The sequence below is a fragment of the Pedobacter zeaxanthinifaciens genome (genome assembly GCF_003313335.1).
Classification (GTDB): Bacteria; Bacteroidota; Bacteroidia; order Sphingobacteriales; family Sphingobacteriaceae; genus Pedobacter; species Pedobacter zeaxanthinifaciens.
In genome coordinates this window covers 182,462-199,050 of record NZ_QMHP01000003.1, presented here as the reverse complement: position 1 = coordinate 199,050, position 16,589 = coordinate 182,462, and the positions used below count along the sequence as shown (strand labels likewise).

Here is a 16,589-nt window from a genome sequence, read left to right as displayed (position 1 = left end):
ACTATTGATTTGAATTGTCCCGCCTTTGCATTGCGATATGCTTAATGGCGAGTTCTACATTGCCGTCCAGTTCAGCAGCAAGCTGCATCACTTCCATTTTTTCGGTTTCTTCGGTCGTGTAGGCGAGGTATTCCTCCAAACTAACTTCGGTGGCATAGACTGCCGAGTGCGTACCACCTAAGCCAATCCAAACCTCTTTGTAAAGTCGGCTTGCATCGTTGTTCATATTGATGGAAAGTACCTGCCCTTTTTCTTTGTCAGTAAGCCCCAACATCGCCTGTATATCATCAAACTTGTTCATATACTTGCGTTGGTCAAGCAGGATTTTACAGTCGGAGTTGTTGATGATACTTTCCTTCACAATGGGCGACTGGATGATGTCGTCAACCTCCTGTGTTACGACAATCGCTTCTCCGAAGAATTTGCGGACGGTCTTAAACAAGTACTTGATGTATTCTGCCATCCCTTCTTTGGCTATTGCTTTCCAAGCTTCTTCTATCAGGATGAGCTTGCGAATACCTTTCAATCGGCGCATCTTGTTGATGAACACCTCCATAATGATGATGGTCACAATGGGAAAGAGGATTTTGTGGTCTTTAATCGCATCAATCTCAAACACGATAAAGCGTTTGGAAAGCAGGTCTAACTGCTTGTTGGAGTTCAGCAGGTAATCATATTCGCCACCCTTGTAATAGGGTTCGAGTACGTTCAGGAAGTTGGCAATGTCAAAGTCCTTTTCCCTGACCTGCTTTTCTTCCAGTACCTTGCGGTAGTCGCCTTTTACATACTCATAGAAACCGTTGAATGACGGATAAACATCTTCCGTTTTGATACGTTCGATATAACCGCTTACCGCATTGGAAAGGGCAACTTCTTCTGAACGGGTTGGCGGCTCATCGTCACGTTTCCATAAGGTCAGTATCAGGGTTTTGATACTTTCCCGCTTCTCAATGTCGAACACGCCATCATCGGTATAGAAAGGGTTAAAGGCAATCGGGTTATCTTCGGTATAAGTGAAGTAAACACCGTCTTCGCCTTTGGTCTTTCCTTTGATGAGTTCGCATAAGCCCTGATAGGAATTACCCGTATCTACCAACAGTACGTGTGCGCCCTGTTCGTAATACTGCCGTACCATATGGTTCGTGAAGAACGACTTGCCCGAACCCGATGGACCAAGTATAAACTTGTTCCGGTTCGTAATGATACCACGCTTCATAGGCAGGTCGGAAATATCCAAATGGATAGGCTTTCCTGTAAGCCTGTCAGCCATCTTGATACCGAACGGCGAGGGCGAATTGTGGTAGTTGGTTTCTTCCGTGAAGAAACACAACGCAGGTTCAATAAAAGTGTAAAAACTTTCCTCACTCGGAAAGTCGCCCGCATTGCCCGGCATTCCCGCCCAATACAATGTGGCTACGTCTGTTGTGTTGTGGCGAGGCTTGCATTCCATCAGTGCCAACGCACTACCGCAATCGTTCTTTAGCTGCTTCAGTTCCGCAGGGTCTTCCGACCAAGCCATAATGTTGAAGTGCGCACGTACAGAAGACAGCCCGAAGCTGTGGGCTTCGTTCAGGTACTTTTCTATCCACTCTTTGTTGATTTGATTGGCACGGCTGTACCTTGCGAGTGAGTGCATATTCCTTGCGGACTTCTCAAACTTTTGCAGGTTGTCTTCGCTGTTATCTAAGAAAATGTACTGATTGTAAATGTGGTTGCAGCTTAACAACAAGCCCACAGGTGCGGCGAATGACAGGCGGCAGTCACTACGGTCGGTAGATAGCTTTTCAAAACGGGTATCAGCCGATACCGTTCCGGGCAGGTCGTCCGTATCTGAAAGGGTATGCAGGCTTAACCTTTTGTTGCCGATGCGTACCTCTTCGTTTCCGAGTGCGATGTCCTGCATTGGTGTTCCGGCTCCCCTCGATAACGTGAGGTACTGTTCCAGTAATCCCTGTGTATCTTCTGTGCCGATGATTTCATCTTCGGTCAGTCGTTTCAGGGTTACAAAACCGCTATCGTTCACGATACGCTCAAACTGGGCGACCGCCTCCATAAAGCGTTGTATCGTTTCTTTATTCCTGATTTCCTTTGGTATCAGTGTGCCTTTGCAAAGCGAACTGAAGTTGCTTTGCATCCGCATTCTTTCCTTAGTAGTCTTCGTTAAGAATAGGTAACAATAGTGGTTCAGGAACGGTCGCTCGTTGAAATGGCGTTGATAAGACTTCGATAAAAAACTTTGGTCTTCGATTGCCAAATCGGGCGCATAGCTTTCCTTGATGTACCAATCCTGTTTGTGAATGACCGTAAAATCAGGCAGAGTTTTGATAGCCTTGTGCCAGGCGGAGTGAATGGCTTCGTATTCCGCAGAAGCTACTGTGAACAGTTCCGGCAAACGCACTTCAAAGCAGGCGGTAATGTCCGCATCTTTGGAAAGGATGCAGTTGTACTCTACTGCCAACAACGGAAATTTAATTTCCAGTGTGGTGGTCTTTGCTACATTTCTCATACGGCATTCTGTTTAGGCGTGAATTTTAAATAGCGGTGTACAGGCTTGCGGCAGATGATGTAGCGGGGATGCCTTTTATTGGCTGCGATTTTCATCAATCCGTGTTCGCCGTATTTTCGGTTCAGCGAAAAGGTTTGCCATACAATGAGCGAAGCTCCGCCTGCTCCGAGAAACAGGCAGAAGTAAGAGTTTATGCCTGCCATATACAGTATCATCACGAGGATAAGTGTACCGAGCAGCCCGCCTGCGAAAATGAAGAGGTACTGTGCTTTCAGTCCTTTAAATTCCACCGTTCTGCCGATCCCTTTGTTGATGTTGTAATTCATAAGGCAAAGTATTAAAGGAAGAATGAACGCAGGATAGTTGCAGCTACAATCAAGAAGATACACGCACCAAACCACGAAGCTGCGGTCTTGCTCGTGTCGGGGTCGCCGGAACTGAACTTGTTGTACACTTTAACGCCCCCGATTAACCCGACTACCGCACCGATGGCGTAGATTAATTGCGTTGCGGGGTCGAAATAAGAGGTTACCATTTGGGTAGCCTCGTTGATACCCGCCGAGCCGTTTCCCTGTGCGAACGCACCAATTCCTGACAGCATCGCCACGGCTGCCAGCAAAACTTTTTTTCTTTGTTTTTCCATAATTGAAACACATTAATTTGTTACTGTTTATCCCGCACCTTGCGAGCTTTCGGGACAAATGTCTTATGGAAAAAGAGGCGTTACCGTAAAGTGGCAGTCAGAGGAAGTGTTTGGCTGTGAGTGGCTTTGTTGATGCGGACTTCCAGAACGGAAGTACAAATGATGGGATGCTTTTATTACAATTTACAGTTGGTTCAATGCAACTTTTAAATTACATTTGCATATTCATAATAAAGTCAATTTTAATCCTTTTTGAGATGAAAATATCAGGCAGACATATTGGAGAAATGCTGAAGGAAGCCAGAGAAAAAAGACAGCTAACTCAAGAACAATTAGCCCAAAAAGTGGGTAAGAAAAGGAGTTACATTTCTAAGGTTGAAACTGATTATGGCAATAATATCAAACTTCAAACCCTTAAAGAGATAGTAGAAAAGGGATTTGACGGTACGGTTAAAATTAACTTGGAACTCTGATTTGTATATGGATAAATTATTGAAGAACGCTTTTAAAATGCAAATTCAATCCAAAGAAGGATTTGAGTTCGAAGAATTTATTGATGAACTGTTTCTTTTGAAATATGGCGTTGATAACTATACGCCAATCAGAAGGAATAAGGATAAAGGCAATGACGGTACTATTTTACCCGAACAAAAAATATTGGCTTGTTACGCACCAAGAAAATATAACAAAACTGATTTTGAAACAAAAGTTTTAGGAGGAGCAAAAAAAGAAGGAGATTTTGAAAAATATCAGAAAAACTGGAAAGACAAATTTGCAAATTGGGAAATGTATGTAAATCACGAGGTATCACCAGAGCAATTTACCTTAATTCAGTCTTTGGATGGCAATACTTCGATAAGGGGCATAGACCAAATCCTTTCTATTGTTGATGAACTTGTATCAAGTAAAAAAAGAAAACTCGCCGCCTATTTGGGGATTGAAAACTTTTTTATACAGGACTATATTCAGGAAATCATCAATGATTTATTGAACGCTTCAAACGAAGAAGATAAGGCTCTGCATTTCGACAGGAAAACATTGGTTCCTCCCCAAAGGAAAATCGAACTCAACTTTGAGCAGGAAGATTGGGACGGGATGAACTCGGAAATGGTATTGGTTATGGCGGAGTTTAATACGATTACTAATATACTTTCGGGTTATAATGATGATGAGATTAATACCCTAAAAAGAAGGGTTATAAATGATTACAATAAACTTTCAGGAAATTTCAAGGAGAGATTATATAATCTGACCGACCAATATACAACGGCATATGGAAACATTAAAGATGATGAATATGTAAAATGCGTAAAATCTATATTGCTGTATATGTTTGAACAGTGTTTAATAGGCAGAAAAACAGAAAATGAACTATGATATTACCGCAGCCCGAAAGCAATCTTAAAACCAACCTTATGGTATTGGGAGCAGATATTATAAGTATTATGGATAGTTCCCCTTTTAAAAACAAATACGTCATCGTAGATGATATAATGAATAAGTTTTTAAACAGGGACAAAGACAGAACACCCGACCTTTTCCTGTATGCTTTAACCTTTTTGCATACGATTGGCAGTATTGAGAAAAAAGGCTATAAAATTAAATTGGTAAAGAAAGAAAACCAAGAAGAAAATCAAACAAGTTTATTTGACAATGTTAATTAGAATATATTCAGAAACCAACTTAATAGATGCTGTTCCATTTCACAATGGAATAAACATCATATTAGGTAAATATTCAGAAGATAAAGAAGCCAGAGGAATTAATGGTATTGGTAAGTCTACGTTAGTAAGGCTTGTTGATTTTACTTTATTAAGCGGTAAGGCAGAAAAAAGATTTAGTCAAAAAAAATATGACTTTCTAAGAGATGAAGAACATACGATTACTTTAGAATTTGAAATACAGGGACAAAAGTATTTCATTAAAAGAAGCTTTGCTGATACCAAGAAAATCTTTTTCGGTAAACGAGCTGATGCGCTTGATGAATATGAAAAATCAGAAATGCCCAAGGTTATGGAAGGGATATTTTTCCCAATTGAAAATAACGAAGTGTTCTTTGAGGGAAAGAGATATGGAACATTAATGGAGTTTTTTGTTAAGGATGATTTGCAAAGCCAGCAAAGAGCTGACCCTTTAAATTTTGTTTCATATAACGCTAATGCAAGAGAAAAGGCATTGTATAATTTTTATTTGTTAAATCTCCCGACAAAAACACTTTTAAAATATAACGAGGTTTCTTCTGAATACGAAAGGTATAATAACACTGTGAAATCATTGTCTGAAAAAGTCAAAGCAGATACAGGTAAAGACATTCAGGAGTTTAGAACCGAGCGTTTAAAAATTGAAAAAGATATTATAGCACTCGAAAATAGTCTGAAGGAGTATAATTTTCTTGCCAATCACAAAGAGATAGAGCAAAAACTAAATCAGGTTATATCTGAAATTAATGAGCAATCTATAATCTATCACGGTACAAACCGTAAATTAGAAAAACTTAAATCCTCGTACAATGATGTAGCCTCCATCGACCTGGACAAAATTCGTAAACTCTACAATGAAACTGTTGCGACTTTTGGAAACTTTGTAAAAAGAAGTTTGGATGAAGTTATTGATTTTAAGAAACAACTTTTAGCTAATAGGAATAAATATCTATTGGAAGAAGAAAAGAAGTTACAATCATCAATAGACCTAAGTCTAAAACAACTTGAAAAATTAGAGAAGAACAGAAGCCAATTATTTTCCTTGTTAAAAGAAAGAGGAGCATTGGATAGAATTGAAAGTACCTATGAAAGATTAGTGAATGAAAAAACACTTTTAGAACGAAACACTTCCATTGTTAGAGAAATTGATGAAATCGAAGAAATATTAGGGAACTCTAATATTGTTATTGCTGAATTAAAAAGAGATATTGTTAGTGAGTTAAATAAGCATCAAACCTATCTTGATGAGTTGAGATTATTATTTCAGCAAATTCTTGAAAATGCTATTTATTTGGATGAAGAATTTGATAATTCTTACTTCAATATCACGTTAAACTCTACTTCGCCAAGAAACCAGTTGCCTTTTAAAATCAGTTTGGAAATTCCCAAAGCAGATGCTTTAGGACAAGAGCGTTTAAAAATTGTATCGTATGATTTAATGGTATTCTTAAAAAGCAGGATTGACAAACGGAATATTCCGGATTTTCTTGTACACGATGGTGTATTTCACGCTATATCTTACAAAACAATATCCAATGTCTTGAACTATATGTATCACAAATCAAACGAACTGCATAACTTTCAATATATCCTTACTTTCAATGAAGATGAAATTGATTTAAACGGGGATGAAAATAAGTTTGGCAAGTTTGATTTTGACTGGTCTAAACAAGTAATTGCTGAATTTTCAGATACCGAACAGAAAACAATTTTTAAACGTTTTTTTTAGATGGCGAATTATCAATTACCCCCTTTAAAAGATGAAAGGTTATTTGAGGAACTCACTTGTGATTTATTCAATTTTGTAGAGAATACCTCTTCATATATGAATACAGACTTTCAGACTTTTGGCGTGAAAGGACAAAATCAGAAAGGTATTGACATCTTTTCTTCTAAAAGCAAAACGGTAATTCAGTGCAAATTGAAAAGCATTGGCAGAAAAGACGAAACTATCAGGAAAAATCTAATTCAGGATATAAATGCAGACTTAGAAAAAGCAAGGGATTTAGCAATTGATTTTGACAAATTTGTTTTTGCTTCTACATTTCGCGACGATGCTCAAATACAGGAATACCTAAATCAAATTAAAAGAGAACAAGGACTGCCATTTCATTTGTATTATTGGGGATGGGATACCATAACAAAATATATTGAGCAATCAGAGGCTTTACTGCATAAATATTTTCCAAAGTTTGTAAAAAAGTCTAAGCCTGTAAAGCCAAAAATTGAATTACCGGACGGAGCATTGGGAAAAGAGCTTCCCAAGAAAAACTATATTGACTATTTAAAAAAACGCTATGGCGATTGGAAACAGATTGAATTAAATAAAAAAGGAGAAAAATTTAATTGGGCTGCTTTCACCATTTCATTATCCAAAAGATATAAAGCATCAGGTATGAATTATATTGATGTTCGACACTTTGATGATTTGGCATCATATCTAAAAAGCAGGATTGATGGTACAATAATGGGAAAAGTGAACAAGTCTAAAGGAATAAAAAACTATTCTGTGTTTGAAGAGTTCTCGGAAACTGAAATATAAAAAGACAAAGGGAAGTCTAAACAAACTCCCCAATGTCAAAATTCCCCAAATCATTTTTCCGCAAAGTGGAAGAACTGTCGTCCGTTTCAGTGGAGAGTGTGCTATCCAAAAGCTCGGCAATTTTTCGGGAAGCACCCTCAATGGAATTTTCCAGTAGGCTGAATAATTCGGTTCCCTGTAATTTCTGAACTATGGCTACCGCTGTTTCCTTTTGAGCCTGTTCCAAATTTTCTTTTTGGAGCAATGCCCCTACGGAGCTTAGTTCGTCGTAGGTAACCCCTTGGGCAAAACCGTTATCGCCACCGGATATTCCGTACCTGTTCCACTCTTCTTCCTCTTCTTCCAAATCAGGCATATTGCTGAAAACTTCGTCCAGTTCTTCCTGCGGAATTTGAATGCTGACGTTTTCGTTTTCGTCGTATTCAATGTCTAAATTATCAGGGTTTATCTCCTGTTCCGTTATTTGGCTTTCATTGGCAGTGTTTGGCACTGAAAGGCTTCTTACTGGCTTGGGTTGCCCCATAATATCGGGCAGGTTCGGGTTAACTTTTTCCTGTTTGGACTTTTGCTCCGACCTTTTATGAATGACAATCTTATCCTGCAAAAGCAGGGCAATGACTATCAGCAGGCAAATCACAATTACTATTTCCATAATCAGATGCTTTAAAAAATGGGTTTAAACTTTTCGTTGAAATCATCGGTAATGGCTTTTTCAAACATTTCAAAATGATGTTCCAGTATGTTATCGAGATAGGCATACAGGGGTATAGCATCTTTACCGATTACCTGTACAATACGGGATAGCCGTTCGTGGTATTCCTGCCGGATATAGATACTTTTATCGCCCCGCTTTGTCATCGAATGGGTTTTCAAAAAGTGTTCGCCGTAGCTTCCGTCAAGGCTCTTCTTGGTACGGTTTCTTTCCCTTTGTACAGGTTTGCTTTGTGGTAATTCATCCTGCCTTACCTCGTTTTGTATTTCTTCCTTTTCCTGCTCTTCGGCAGGTTCAGGCGGTAGCTGCAAACCGTCCTTTTTAACGCCGTCTACCATCAGGTTCATCATCAGCTCTTCGTTAATGTCCGGCGTAACTTTACGTTTATTATCTTTTTCCATAGCACTACGATTGAATGATGTTTAAAAATTCGCTGATGAACAAGTCTAACTGGCAGGCTTTCATCAAACGCTCATCGGGTGGCATTATCGTAGAACGGAAAACTGTTTTGCTGTCCACTTCACTTTCCTTGCGAAAACGGGTGCTGTTCTTGATTTGGCTTTGCATCAGGCTTAACCCCAGTTGCCCGATAAGCTGATTATACACGTCATATAAGGGCGTGCTTTCCCTGCCGTCCACCTGGTTCCAAAACAGGTTAATGCTTTGTATGGAAGTTTCGCCTTTTTTCATAATTACATCCTGTAAAAGCTGTGTGAAGATGAGCGTACTTTCCATTACCACACGGTCTGCCGTGATGGGCGTGAAAATGTGGTGCATACCTGCCAATGCTTTCAGAATTCCGGGCGTGTTCACGGTTCCGGGCAGGTCGAAGAACAGCACATCAAGCGGAACAGGGGAAGTGTTTACAAATTCGTGCGCCGCATCGAGTACGCTATCCGCTTTGTGCTGCATAATGGGATAGGCTTTTTTATTGATGGTGGTAAACTGCTTATATGCCAGTTTTTTCAACGCCTCATTTTCCATTACCATTGCCAAATCACGGGTTTTCATTTTCATCAGGCTGTGCTGCGGAAAATCCGCATCAAAAACGGCTACGTTGTAGCCCAACCGATAGTGCATCGTACTGGCGACAAGCGTGGTAAATGTGCTTTTGCCAACACCGCCTTTTTGAGAAGAAAAAGCGACAAACAGAGGTTTCTTTCTTGTGTCCATATTTTTAAAATTTAAAGTTTACATCTTACTGTTTTCAGTCTTGCAGGCTTTCAGCCGTGCAGTCCTGATTTCGTGCTGTCTTTCTTGCAGGATAGCTATCAGGCTTGCCTGCGGGAATTGCTGATTGCCTGCTTTCCTGCTGTACAGCAGCAATGCTTTCATTCAGGCATCCTATCAGGCGTGATTGCGTTCTTGCATTCGTTCCGTCCGTCATTCTATCCATCACGCAGGCTTGATTGTCTGATAGCAGGCTGTCACGCTTTCCGTCATTCCTGCGCTCTTGGTTTCTTGCATTCCTGCAATCTTGCAGGCAGGATAACCTGCCATCTTGAATGTATGCCGTCTGCTCGTCCTGAAGCACGGGCTGCCTGCCTGCCTGCCTGCCTGTCAACATTCAGAGGCAAAGAACTCATCAAATTCAATCGGCTGTATAGCGGTGGCAGTGTTTGGCGTTCAGAGGCAGCATTTGGCACTGTGTCACAGTGCAACGCTATCGTAAACAGGGCTTTACTTTGTATTGTGATTTTTATTAACGGATTTATGCAAAAGTCTTTTGACATATCAGGGGGTAACGGGAACGGCAACGAGCCGTTTTTCCCTGTTACATTCAATCCGTCCCGCAGGGCGGATTTTTGTGTTCACCGGAACACGGCAAGTTGTGTTTTGAGCATCTCGGAATGATTTCCGATGCTCAAAACAACTTGCCCTTTGCAGGGGGCAGAAAACACCTTCCAAAGTCAGGGTTTTGTATGGATTTTAAAATGGATTAGTGATGAACGATAACAACAAAAAGCAATTGAAAAAGACCGGACGTCGCCCCAAAGAAGACCCGGCGACCATCCGCTATACGATTTCCTTTAACGAGCAGGAACACGCCCATTTTCTTGCCCTGTTTGATAAATCAGGTATGCAGGTAAAGGCTCATTTCATAACGTCCTGCATCTTTGACAAGACCATAAAAACCATTCAGATTGACAAGGGAACGGTTGATTTTTATATGCGGCTGACCTCTTTTCACAGCCAGTTCCGTTCCATAGGTGTGAACTATAACCAAATTGTAAAGCTGCTGTACAAGAATTTTTCCGAGAAAAAAGCCGCAGCGTTCCTGTATAAACTGGAGAAACAGACGGCTGAAATGGCAATGCTGTGTCAGAAAATCATTCAGCTTACTGAAAAATTTGAGGAAGAATACCTAAAAAAATAATGTAGAAGTGATAGCAAAAATTGGAAGAAGTGCAAATTTATACGGAGCGTTGGCGTACAATCAGCTTAAAGTGGAGAATGAAAACGGGCAGATTTTGTTTGCCAATAAGATGATTGAAACCGCAAGCGGTCATTATTCCGTGGCACAATTAGCCCAGTCTTTTGCACCTTACCTGATAGCCAACCGCAATACCGAGAAACACACGCTGCATATTTCGCTAAATCCTGACCCGAACGATAAGGTAAGCGATGATAAGTTTAGGGAAATGGCAGAACAGTATATGCGGGAAATGGGTTACGGCGAACAGCCTTTTGTAGTCTTCAAACATACCGATATTGACCGCAGCCATATACACATTGTATCGGTTTGCGTGGACGAGCAGGGCAAAAAGATTTCGGACAAGTTCGAGAAAATGCGTTCTATGAATGTATGCCGTGAGTTGGAAAAAAAACACGGATTGATACCCGCAACAGATAAGGAGCATCGGCAGAACGACAAGGTTTTCCGTCCGGTAAATTACAAAGCTGGAGATGTGAAAAGTCAAATCGCTTCAGTAGTTCGCCACTTACCAAATTACTATAAATTTCAGACTTTGGGCGAATACAATGCCCTGCTTTCCCTGTTCAATATTACCACCGAAAAGGTAGAGGACGAATTGCAGGGGCAGCTACGGCAGGGTTTATTGTACATTCCTTTAAACGGGAAAGGCGAAAGAGCCGGGCATCCTTTCAAGGCTTCGTTGTTTGGTAAAGATGCTGGTCTTCCGGCTTTGGAACTGCATTTTGCGAAATGCAAAACGGATTTAAAAGATAGTCCAACCAAACAGACCTTACAATCAGCCGTTACCATTGCCCTGAAATCAACAACTGATGAATTGGGCTTTAAGAAGCAATTAGCGGAGCAGGGCATTAACGTAGTCGTGCGCCGGAATGACACAGGGCGTATTTATGGTATCACATTTATAGACCATAATTCCAAAGCAGTTTGGAACGGTTCACGCTTGGCAACAGAACTTTCTGCCAACACTTTTAATGATTATTGGAACAATAACATTAAACCGGATATTATAGAACCTGTCGCTTTACACCCCAAACTATCCACATCAAATGATGCGGATCTTCCTGCGGAAGAACCACACCATTTGTTCGACTTTTTAACTACTGACAAGCACGAAGACGGTTTGATTGAAGCATTGGGCGGTTTACTGCCCGAAGCCCAGGGCGATGATTACGAAGAACAAGACTTTGTCAATAAAATGAAGAAGAAGCGCAAACGCCAAAGAGGTCAGAAATAATATTTAGCCAAACACTGCCACACAACGCCACTGGCTGCCACATTCTTAGAGCCACTCCGTAGAGCCTTTAAATTCACGCCCGAACATTAAAACTTAAAATAATGCAGGGAGAAGACGATTTAAGAGGGCTTGCCAAGATAATGGCTTTTATGCGGGCAGTCAGTATTCTTTTGGTGCTGATGCACCTTTATTGGTTCTGCTACGGTTTCTTTTTAGAACGTGGTTGGACGTTGGAAGTAATCAACAAGATATTAGTCAATTTCGACCGGACGGCGGGTTTGTTTTCACATACCCTTTACACCAAAGCATTCGCTTTGGTTTTACTGGCTTTAAGTTGCTTAGGAACAAAGGGCGTAAAAAATGAGAAAATAACCTGGTCTAAAATTTACGTGGCGTTGGGCGTTGGCTTTGTGCTGTTCTTTCTAAACACACCGTTGCTAAAGTTATTTCCGGCAACAGGCACAATCCTATATATCCTTACTATCTCATTAGGCTATATCGCTTTGCTGATGGCAGGTGTATGGATGAGCCGCTTGCTCCGCACTAATCTGATGGACGATGTTTTCAATAACGAGAACGAGAGCTTTCAACAGGAAACCAAGCTGATGGAAAACGAGTATTCCGTCAACCTGCCCACCAAATTTTACTACAAAGGCAAATGGAACAACGGTTGGATAAACATTGTAAATCCTTTCAGGGCATCAATCGTGTTGGGTACTCCGGGTTCAGGTAAATCTTATGCAATCGTAAATAACTACATCAAGCAGCAGATAGAGAAAGGCTTTAGTATGTACATTTACGATTTCAAGTTTGATGACCTTTCAACCATTGCCTACAATCATCTACTGAAGCACAGGGACAAGTACAAAGTTCAGCCGAAATTTTACGTGATAAATTTCGACGACCCACGCAAGAGCCACCGTTGCAATCCACTCAATCCCGATTTTATGACGGACATTTCTGATGCCTACGAAGCGGCTTACACCATAATGCTGAACCTCAACAGGTCGTGGATACAGAAGCAAGGGGATTTTTTCGTGGAAAGCCCAATCATTCTTTTAGCTGCCATTATTTGGTATCTGAAAATCTACGAAGATGGTAAGTATTGTACGTTCCCACACGCCATTGAATTACTGAACAAAAAGTATTCGGACGTATTCACGATTTTAACCTCGTACCCTGATTTGGAAAATTATTTATCGCCCTTTATGGATGCTTGGCAAGGTGGAGCGCAAGACCAATTACAGGGACAGATTGCATCGGCAAAAATTCCTTTGTCAAGAATGATTAGTCCACAGTTATATTGGGTAATGACTGGCGATGATTTTTCATTGGACATCAACAATCCTAAAGAACCAAAAATTTTGTGCGTGGGTAATAATCCCGACCGTCAAAATATCTACTCCGCAGCTTTGGGCTTGTACAATTCAAGGATTGTAAAGCTGATTAATAAAAAGGGACAGCTTAAAAGTTCCGTTATCATAGATGAGTTGCCTACGATTTATTTCAGGGGGCTGGATAATCTTATAGCAACGGCGAGAAGTAATAAGGTGGCGGTATGCCTAGGATTTCAGGATTTTTCGCAATTAACAAGGGATTACGGCGACAAAGAGAGTAAGGTAATACAAAATACAGTCGGTAATATATTCAGTGGTCAAGTGGTTGGCGAAACAGCAAAGAGCCTATCGGAACGCTTCGGTAAGGTATTGCAGAAACGCCAAAGTATGACGATTAACCGCAATGATAAATCAACTTCTATTTCCACACAGTTAGACAGCCTTATTCCAGCTTCCAAAATTTCAACGCTTACACAGGGTATGTTCGTGGGTTCTGTATCGGATAACTTTGATGAACGTATCGAGCAAAAGATATTTCACGCCGAAATTGTGGTGGATAATGAAAAGGTAGCAGCAGAAAGCAAAGCCTATCAGCAAATACCGCAAATCTTATCTTTTGTGAATGAGCAGAGCGAGGATAAGATGAAGCAGGAAATTGAAAGTAATTATAAACAAATAAAAGCAGACATCCTGAATATTGTTTCAAGTGAAATGGAGCGCATCAAGAATGACCCGAACTTACAGCATTTGGTACAGAAAGAATGATTATACTAAATATTTTTGTGATGTCTCTGTTAATATATTGTTAGAAGAATTGAAAGAAACGGCACCATTACATCAACATATAAAATACCAAATTTTAATACTTATATTTTAGCATTTGCTTAAATAAGAAAATTAGCTATATTTGCATTATGGATAATACTTCTTGCATAAGACAACAGGCTGACATTAAACAAATCAATCGCTGTAAAGAACGAGTTTCAGAACTCCACGGCTCGTTTGACTATTTGTCGAACGGACTTGAGTTGACGGGAAACAATGTAAGACTGAAAATTCTGTTTCTTCTTTTTGAAGAAAAACGACTTTGTGTTTGTGATTTAAGCGATATTCTTGGTATGACAATTTCAGCAATTTCTCAGCACTTGAGAAAACTCAAAGACCGAAAGCTTATTGAAACCGAAAGAGAAGCGCAAACCATTTTTTACTCGTTGACGAAAGAGTATGAAAAAATGTTGGAACCATTTTTTAAAATACTTGACGACAACAAAATTTTAGAAACAATATGAAAACGGACAACAAACTAATCGGGACTGGACTTTTGACAGCAATTGTAGCTTCATTGTGTTGCATTACACCTATTTTAGCTCTCATAGCAGGGACGAGCGGACTTGCTTCAAACTTTTCCTGGCTCGAACCTTTCCGACCATATTTTATCGGTTTAACAATTTTAGTAATTGGTTTTGCTTGGTATCAAAAGTTGAAACCGCAAAAGAAAATTGACTGTAAATGTGAAACAACTGAAAAAATAAATTTTATGCAAACAAAATCATTTTTAGGAATTATTACCCTTGTGGTGGCTTTACTTTTATCATTTCCAATTTACGCTCACATCTTTTTTCCAAAGCCCGAAAACAAAACAATTATTACCCAAAGTTCCAAAATTCAGAAAGTTGAGTTTACAATTAAAGGAATGACTTGTTCAGGTTGTGAACATCATATTAAAACAGAGGTTAGCAAACTAAAAGGAATTATCGAAGTTGTCGTTTCCTATGAGAAAGGCAACGCTATTGTCAAGTTTGATAATAAGCAAACCCGTATTGCTGAAATCGAAAAAGCTATCAATTCGACAGGTTATAAATCACTAGAAAGTAAAGTTATATCATAATGGAAATTAAATTACAATCAATAATAACTTGCCCAAAATGTGGGCACAAAAAAGAGGAAACAATGCCAGTTGATGCTTGTCAGTATTTTTATGAATGTGAAAATTGCAAAACAAGGTTAAAACCACTACAAGGCGACTGCTGTGTGTATTGTAGCTATGCCAGTGTTCCTTGTCCACCAATACAACAGGATAAAAAATGTTGCTAAATAGAACGCATTTTATAGAAATCACATAAAAAATCGGTAGGTTTTACTAATTATTTGTAAACACTTATAAAAATAACTTATGCTATCAACAGAAAAAACATTATCAGAGGTAATTGAAATATTAAGACTAAGAGGTTATACCGAAGATTTTAACCTATTGGAAGAAAATATCTCATACAAAATAGGAGGCGAAAAGGTCAATTTAAGTGACATAGTTATTGATAAAATTTATCGTTTTACAGGACTGAATGACTTGGAAGATGAAGCTATCTTGTATGCGATGAGAAACCAAAAAGACGGAGCAAAAGGGATTTTCGTAAATGGCTATGGCACGTACTCCGACAGTGTATCGAACAGCATCATAGAGCAAATAGCAGTTAACGAAGATGACAAGGATGATTGGACAATAGAAATTTGAATTAGAATGACTGAATTAGAAAATGTTTTACAACAAAGAAATATAAAACCTACCGCAATGCGCTTGTTGGTGGCAGAAAAATTGATGCAGCAACAATACGCCATCAGTCATAAAGAATTGGCAGAACAGTTCGAAAATGCAGATAATGTCACTTTGTTTAGAACTTTAAAAACATTTTTAGAGCACAAACTTATCCATACAATCGATGATGGAACGGGTGTTGTAAAATATGCACTTTGCCAATCCGGCTGCAGTTGTAATCCTTCGGAGCAGCACACGCATTTCCATTGCTCACAATGCAAACGAACTTTTTGCCTTACAGATGCAGAAATTCCCAACATCAATATTCCTCTAAACTTCAAATTAGAAGGTATCAATTTGGTGCTTAAAGGAAGGTGTGACAGATGCAATTAAAATAATCTGAAACTTTGCAATCCGATTGCACAAATTATTTTTCTATATTTGTACCCTAATGAAATGGTTTCTCACAATATGGACTTTTTACCTGATGGTACTCGCAGCGTTGCCTTGCAGCGATGCAAGCAATCAGTGTGAAGATACCGTTCCTAAATTTGAAACCGCCCAATCTCACGACCATAACCAGGATAGCGACGACAATTGTAGTCCTTTTTGCTATTGCAGTTGTTGCAGTGTAAGCATCGGGTCTTTTAATTTCAAGCCTTTTGAAATCAAGCAACCTAAACTTGCTTTCGTTACTAAAAAAATCACAATCCGTGATTACACCTTAATTTCCCGCTACCAAGGAAATATCTGGAACCCACCCAAGTTTAATGTTTAATTTTTACAGATTTTCCAAATGCTGTTGATGGCTGATGTTTAGCCTTAACTGATGATGCTCCTGTCATTCATTTTATAATGATATGTGCAATCCATTTAAGTTTTCCTGTTTGTTTCAGATAAATCCATAAAGCTTTTGCTTTTGTGATAATAGGCAAATAGTACGTT

The 16,589-nt window shown here is 39.6% G+C and carries 20 protein-coding genes; 14 read left to right on the top strand and 6 right to left on the bottom strand.

The features are described 5' to 3' along the window. Position 1: 1 nt before the first annotated feature. The 3 genes from DUT68_RS05785 to DUT68_RS05775 are packed head-to-tail and all read right to left on the bottom strand — an operon-like array spanning position 2 to position 3,149. A complete protein-coding gene (locus tag DUT68_RS05785) occupies positions 2–2,506 on the bottom strand; it encodes a TraG family conjugative transposon ATPase (RefSeq protein WP_113636591.1) in 2,505 nt (834 codons plus the stop codon). Then, complete coding sequence (locus tag DUT68_RS05780) at positions 2,503–2,832, bottom strand: DUF4133 domain-containing protein (protein ID WP_047098912.1); 330 nt, start codon at positions 2,830–2,832, stop codon at positions 2,503–2,505. Before DUT68_RS05780 ends, DUT68_RS05785 begins: the two co-directional genes overlap by 4 nt. Positions 2,833–2,843: 11 nt before the next feature. Continuing rightward, positions 2,844–3,149, bottom strand: coding sequence for a DUF4134 domain-containing protein (locus DUT68_RS05775; protein ID WP_002979435.1), 306 nt, complete (start codon positions 3,147–3,149; stop codon positions 2,844–2,846). Between the two features lie 257 nt (positions 3,150–3,406). On the opposite strand from DUT68_RS05775, the gene DUT68_RS18530 reads away from it, so the two are divergent. Genes DUT68_RS18530 through DUT68_RS05750 form a run of 5 tightly spaced genes read left to right on the top strand, consistent with a single transcriptional unit; the run spans position 3,407 to position 7,391 of the window. Next, positions 3,407–3,622 carry a helix-turn-helix domain-containing protein gene (locus DUT68_RS18530; protein ID WP_228457783.1) on the top strand — a complete coding sequence of 72 codons (216 nt, stop codon included), beginning with the start codon at positions 3,407–3,409 and terminating at the stop codon, positions 3,620–3,622. Positions 3,623–3,629: 7 nt separating this feature from the next. Beyond that, the gene (locus tag DUT68_RS05765) at positions 3,630–4,526 is read left to right on the top strand and encodes a hypothetical protein (protein ID WP_047098914.1); all 897 of its coding nucleotides are present in this window, start codon (positions 3,630–3,632) and stop codon (positions 4,524–4,526) included. After that, positions 4,523–4,813 carry a hypothetical protein gene (locus DUT68_RS05760; RefSeq protein ID WP_047098915.1) on the top strand — a complete coding sequence of 97 codons (291 nt, stop codon included), beginning with the start codon at positions 4,523–4,525 and terminating at the stop codon, positions 4,811–4,813. Before DUT68_RS05765 ends, DUT68_RS05760 begins: the two co-directional genes overlap by 4 nt. Continuing rightward, positions 4,803–6,578 carry a DUF2326 domain-containing protein gene (locus DUT68_RS05755; protein ID WP_113636587.1) on the top strand — a complete coding sequence of 592 codons (1,776 nt, stop codon included), beginning with the start codon at positions 4,803–4,805 and terminating at the stop codon, positions 6,576–6,578. Before DUT68_RS05760 ends, DUT68_RS05755 begins: the two co-directional genes overlap by 11 nt. Next, complete coding sequence (locus DUT68_RS05750; RefSeq protein ID WP_047098917.1) at positions 6,579–7,391, top strand: hypothetical protein; 813 nt, start codon at positions 6,579–6,581, stop codon at positions 7,389–7,391. Between the two features lie 16 nt (positions 7,392–7,407). Here the strand turns inward: DUT68_RS05750 and DUT68_RS05745 are convergent, their stop codons facing one another. Genes DUT68_RS05745 through DUT68_RS05735 form a run of 3 tightly spaced genes read right to left on the bottom strand, consistent with a single transcriptional unit; the run spans position 7,408 to position 9,276 of the window. Next, positions 7,408–8,043 carry a conjugal transfer protein TraD gene (locus tag DUT68_RS05745; RefSeq protein WP_113636585.1) on the bottom strand — a complete coding sequence of 212 codons (636 nt, stop codon included), beginning with the start codon at positions 8,041–8,043 and terminating at the stop codon, positions 7,408–7,410. A gap of 11 nt (positions 8,044–8,054) precedes the next feature. Next, complete coding sequence (locus tag DUT68_RS05740; RefSeq protein ID WP_013632628.1) at positions 8,055–8,504, bottom strand: DUF3408 domain-containing protein; 450 nt, start codon at positions 8,502–8,504, stop codon at positions 8,055–8,057. Positions 8,505–8,508: 4 nt separating this feature from the next. After that, positions 8,509–9,276 (bottom strand): ParA family protein, encoded by a 768-nt coding sequence (locus tag DUT68_RS05735; RefSeq protein ID WP_013632629.1) that lies wholly within the window; start codon positions 9,274–9,276, stop codon positions 8,509–8,511. A gap of 772 nt (positions 9,277–10,048) precedes the next feature. Between DUT68_RS05735 and mobA the strand changes: the two genes are divergently transcribed. The 9 genes from mobA to DUT68_RS18660 all read left to right on the top strand — a co-directional run bounded on the left by mobA (position 10,049) and on the right by DUT68_RS18660 (position 16,422). Further along, positions 10,049–10,480: a conjugal transfer protein MobA gene (mobA, locus tag DUT68_RS05725; RefSeq protein WP_113636581.1), complete on the top strand. Its 432-nt coding sequence runs from the start codon at positions 10,049–10,051 to the stop codon at positions 10,478–10,480. 7 nt (positions 10,481–10,487) lie between these two features. Next, complete coding sequence (gene mobB / locus DUT68_RS05720) at positions 10,488–11,774, top strand: conjugal transfer protein MobB (protein ID WP_113636579.1); 1,287 nt, start codon at positions 10,488–10,490, stop codon at positions 11,772–11,774. A gap of 101 nt (positions 11,775–11,875) precedes the next feature. Further along, positions 11,876–13,876, top strand: coding sequence for a conjugal transfer protein MobC (gene mobC, locus DUT68_RS05715; protein WP_113636577.1), 2,001 nt, complete (start codon positions 11,876–11,878; stop codon positions 13,874–13,876). A gap of 149 nt (positions 13,877–14,025) precedes the next feature. Next, entirely contained in the window at positions 14,026–14,400 is a 375-nt protein-coding gene (locus tag DUT68_RS05710) for an ArsR/SmtB family transcription factor (protein ID WP_084019003.1), read from the top strand. Continuing rightward, positions 14,397–14,999, top strand: a complete 603-nt coding sequence (merTP, locus tag DUT68_RS05705; protein WP_084019002.1) for a mercuric transport protein MerTP — start codon at positions 14,397–14,399, stop codon at positions 14,997–14,999. Before DUT68_RS05710 ends, merTP begins: the two co-directional genes overlap by 4 nt. After that, positions 14,999–15,205 carry a GDCCVxC domain-containing (seleno)protein gene (locus tag DUT68_RS18625; RefSeq protein WP_084019001.1) on the top strand — a complete coding sequence of 69 codons (207 nt, stop codon included), beginning with the start codon at positions 14,999–15,001 and terminating at the stop codon, positions 15,203–15,205. Before merTP ends, DUT68_RS18625 begins: the two co-directional genes overlap by 1 nt. 79 nt (positions 15,206–15,284) lie before the next feature. Further along, entirely contained in the window at positions 15,285–15,623 is a 339-nt protein-coding gene (locus tag DUT68_RS05695; RefSeq protein ID WP_072885930.1) for a hypothetical protein, read from the top strand. 6 nt (positions 15,624–15,629) lie between these two features. Further along, entirely contained in the window at positions 15,630–16,037 is a 408-nt protein-coding gene (locus DUT68_RS05690) for a Fur family transcriptional regulator (protein ID WP_084019000.1), read from the top strand. 58 nt (positions 16,038–16,095) lie between these two features. After that, on the top strand, positions 16,096–16,422 hold the full coding sequence (locus tag DUT68_RS18660; RefSeq protein ID WP_084018999.1) for a DUF6660 family protein: 327 nt from the start codon (positions 16,096–16,098) through the stop codon (positions 16,420–16,422). Positions 16,423–16,589: the final 167 nt, after the last annotated feature.

What these genes read in the sequence shown, in the direction of transcription:
- DUT68_RS05695 (WP_072885930.1), top strand. Translation starts at nt 15,285, where the DNA reads ATGCTATCAACAGAAAAAACATTATCAGAGGTAATTGAAATATTAAGA.
- DUT68_RS05735 (WP_013632629.1), bottom strand. Translation starts at nt 9,276, where the DNA reads ATGGACACAAGAAAGAAACCTCTGTTTGTCGCTTTTTCTTCTCAAAAA.
- DUT68_RS05750 (WP_047098917.1), top strand. Translation starts at nt 6,579, where the DNA reads ATGGCGAATTATCAATTACCCCCTTTAAAAGATGAAAGGTTATTTGAG.
- DUT68_RS05740 (WP_013632628.1), bottom strand. Translation starts at nt 8,504, where the DNA reads ATGGAAAAAGATAATAAACGTAAAGTTACGCCGGACATTAACGAAGAG.
- DUT68_RS18660 (WP_084018999.1), top strand. Translation starts at nt 16,096, where the DNA reads ATGAAATGGTTTCTCACAATATGGACTTTTTACCTGATGGTACTCGCA.
- DUT68_RS05690 (WP_084019000.1), top strand. Translation starts at nt 15,630, where the DNA reads ATGACTGAATTAGAAAATGTTTTACAACAAAGAAATATAAAACCTACC.
- DUT68_RS18530 (WP_228457783.1), top strand. Translation starts at nt 3,407, where the DNA reads ATGAAAATATCAGGCAGACATATTGGAGAAATGCTGAAGGAAGCCAGA.
- mobA (WP_113636581.1), top strand. Translation starts at nt 10,049, where the DNA reads ATGAACGATAACAACAAAAAGCAATTGAAAAAGACCGGACGTCGCCCC.
- mobC (WP_113636577.1), top strand. Translation starts at nt 11,876, where the DNA reads ATGCAGGGAGAAGACGATTTAAGAGGGCTTGCCAAGATAATGGCTTTT.
- DUT68_RS05710 (WP_084019003.1), top strand. Translation starts at nt 14,026, where the DNA reads ATGGATAATACTTCTTGCATAAGACAACAGGCTGACATTAAACAAATC.
- DUT68_RS05765 (WP_047098914.1), top strand. Translation starts at nt 3,630, where the DNA reads ATGGATAAATTATTGAAGAACGCTTTTAAAATGCAAATTCAATCCAAA.
- DUT68_RS05755 (WP_113636587.1), top strand. Translation starts at nt 4,803, where the DNA reads ATGTTAATTAGAATATATTCAGAAACCAACTTAATAGATGCTGTTCCA.
- DUT68_RS05780 (WP_047098912.1), bottom strand. Translation starts at nt 2,832, where the DNA reads ATGAATTACAACATCAACAAAGGGATCGGCAGAACGGTGGAATTTAAA.
- DUT68_RS05760 (WP_047098915.1), top strand. Translation starts at nt 4,523, where the DNA reads ATGATATTACCGCAGCCCGAAAGCAATCTTAAAACCAACCTTATGGTA.
- DUT68_RS18625 (WP_084019001.1), top strand. Translation starts at nt 14,999, where the DNA reads ATGGAAATTAAATTACAATCAATAATAACTTGCCCAAAATGTGGGCAC.
- DUT68_RS05785 (WP_113636591.1), bottom strand. Translation starts at nt 2,506, where the DNA reads ATGAGAAATGTAGCAAAGACCACCACACTGGAAATTAAATTTCCGTTG.
- merTP (WP_084019002.1), top strand. Translation starts at nt 14,397, where the DNA reads ATGAAAACGGACAACAAACTAATCGGGACTGGACTTTTGACAGCAATT.
- DUT68_RS05745 (WP_113636585.1), bottom strand. Translation starts at nt 8,043, where the DNA reads ATGGAAATAGTAATTGTGATTTGCCTGCTGATAGTCATTGCCCTGCTT.
- DUT68_RS05775 (WP_002979435.1), bottom strand. Translation starts at nt 3,149, where the DNA reads ATGGAAAAACAAAGAAAAAAAGTTTTGCTGGCAGCCGTGGCGATGCTG.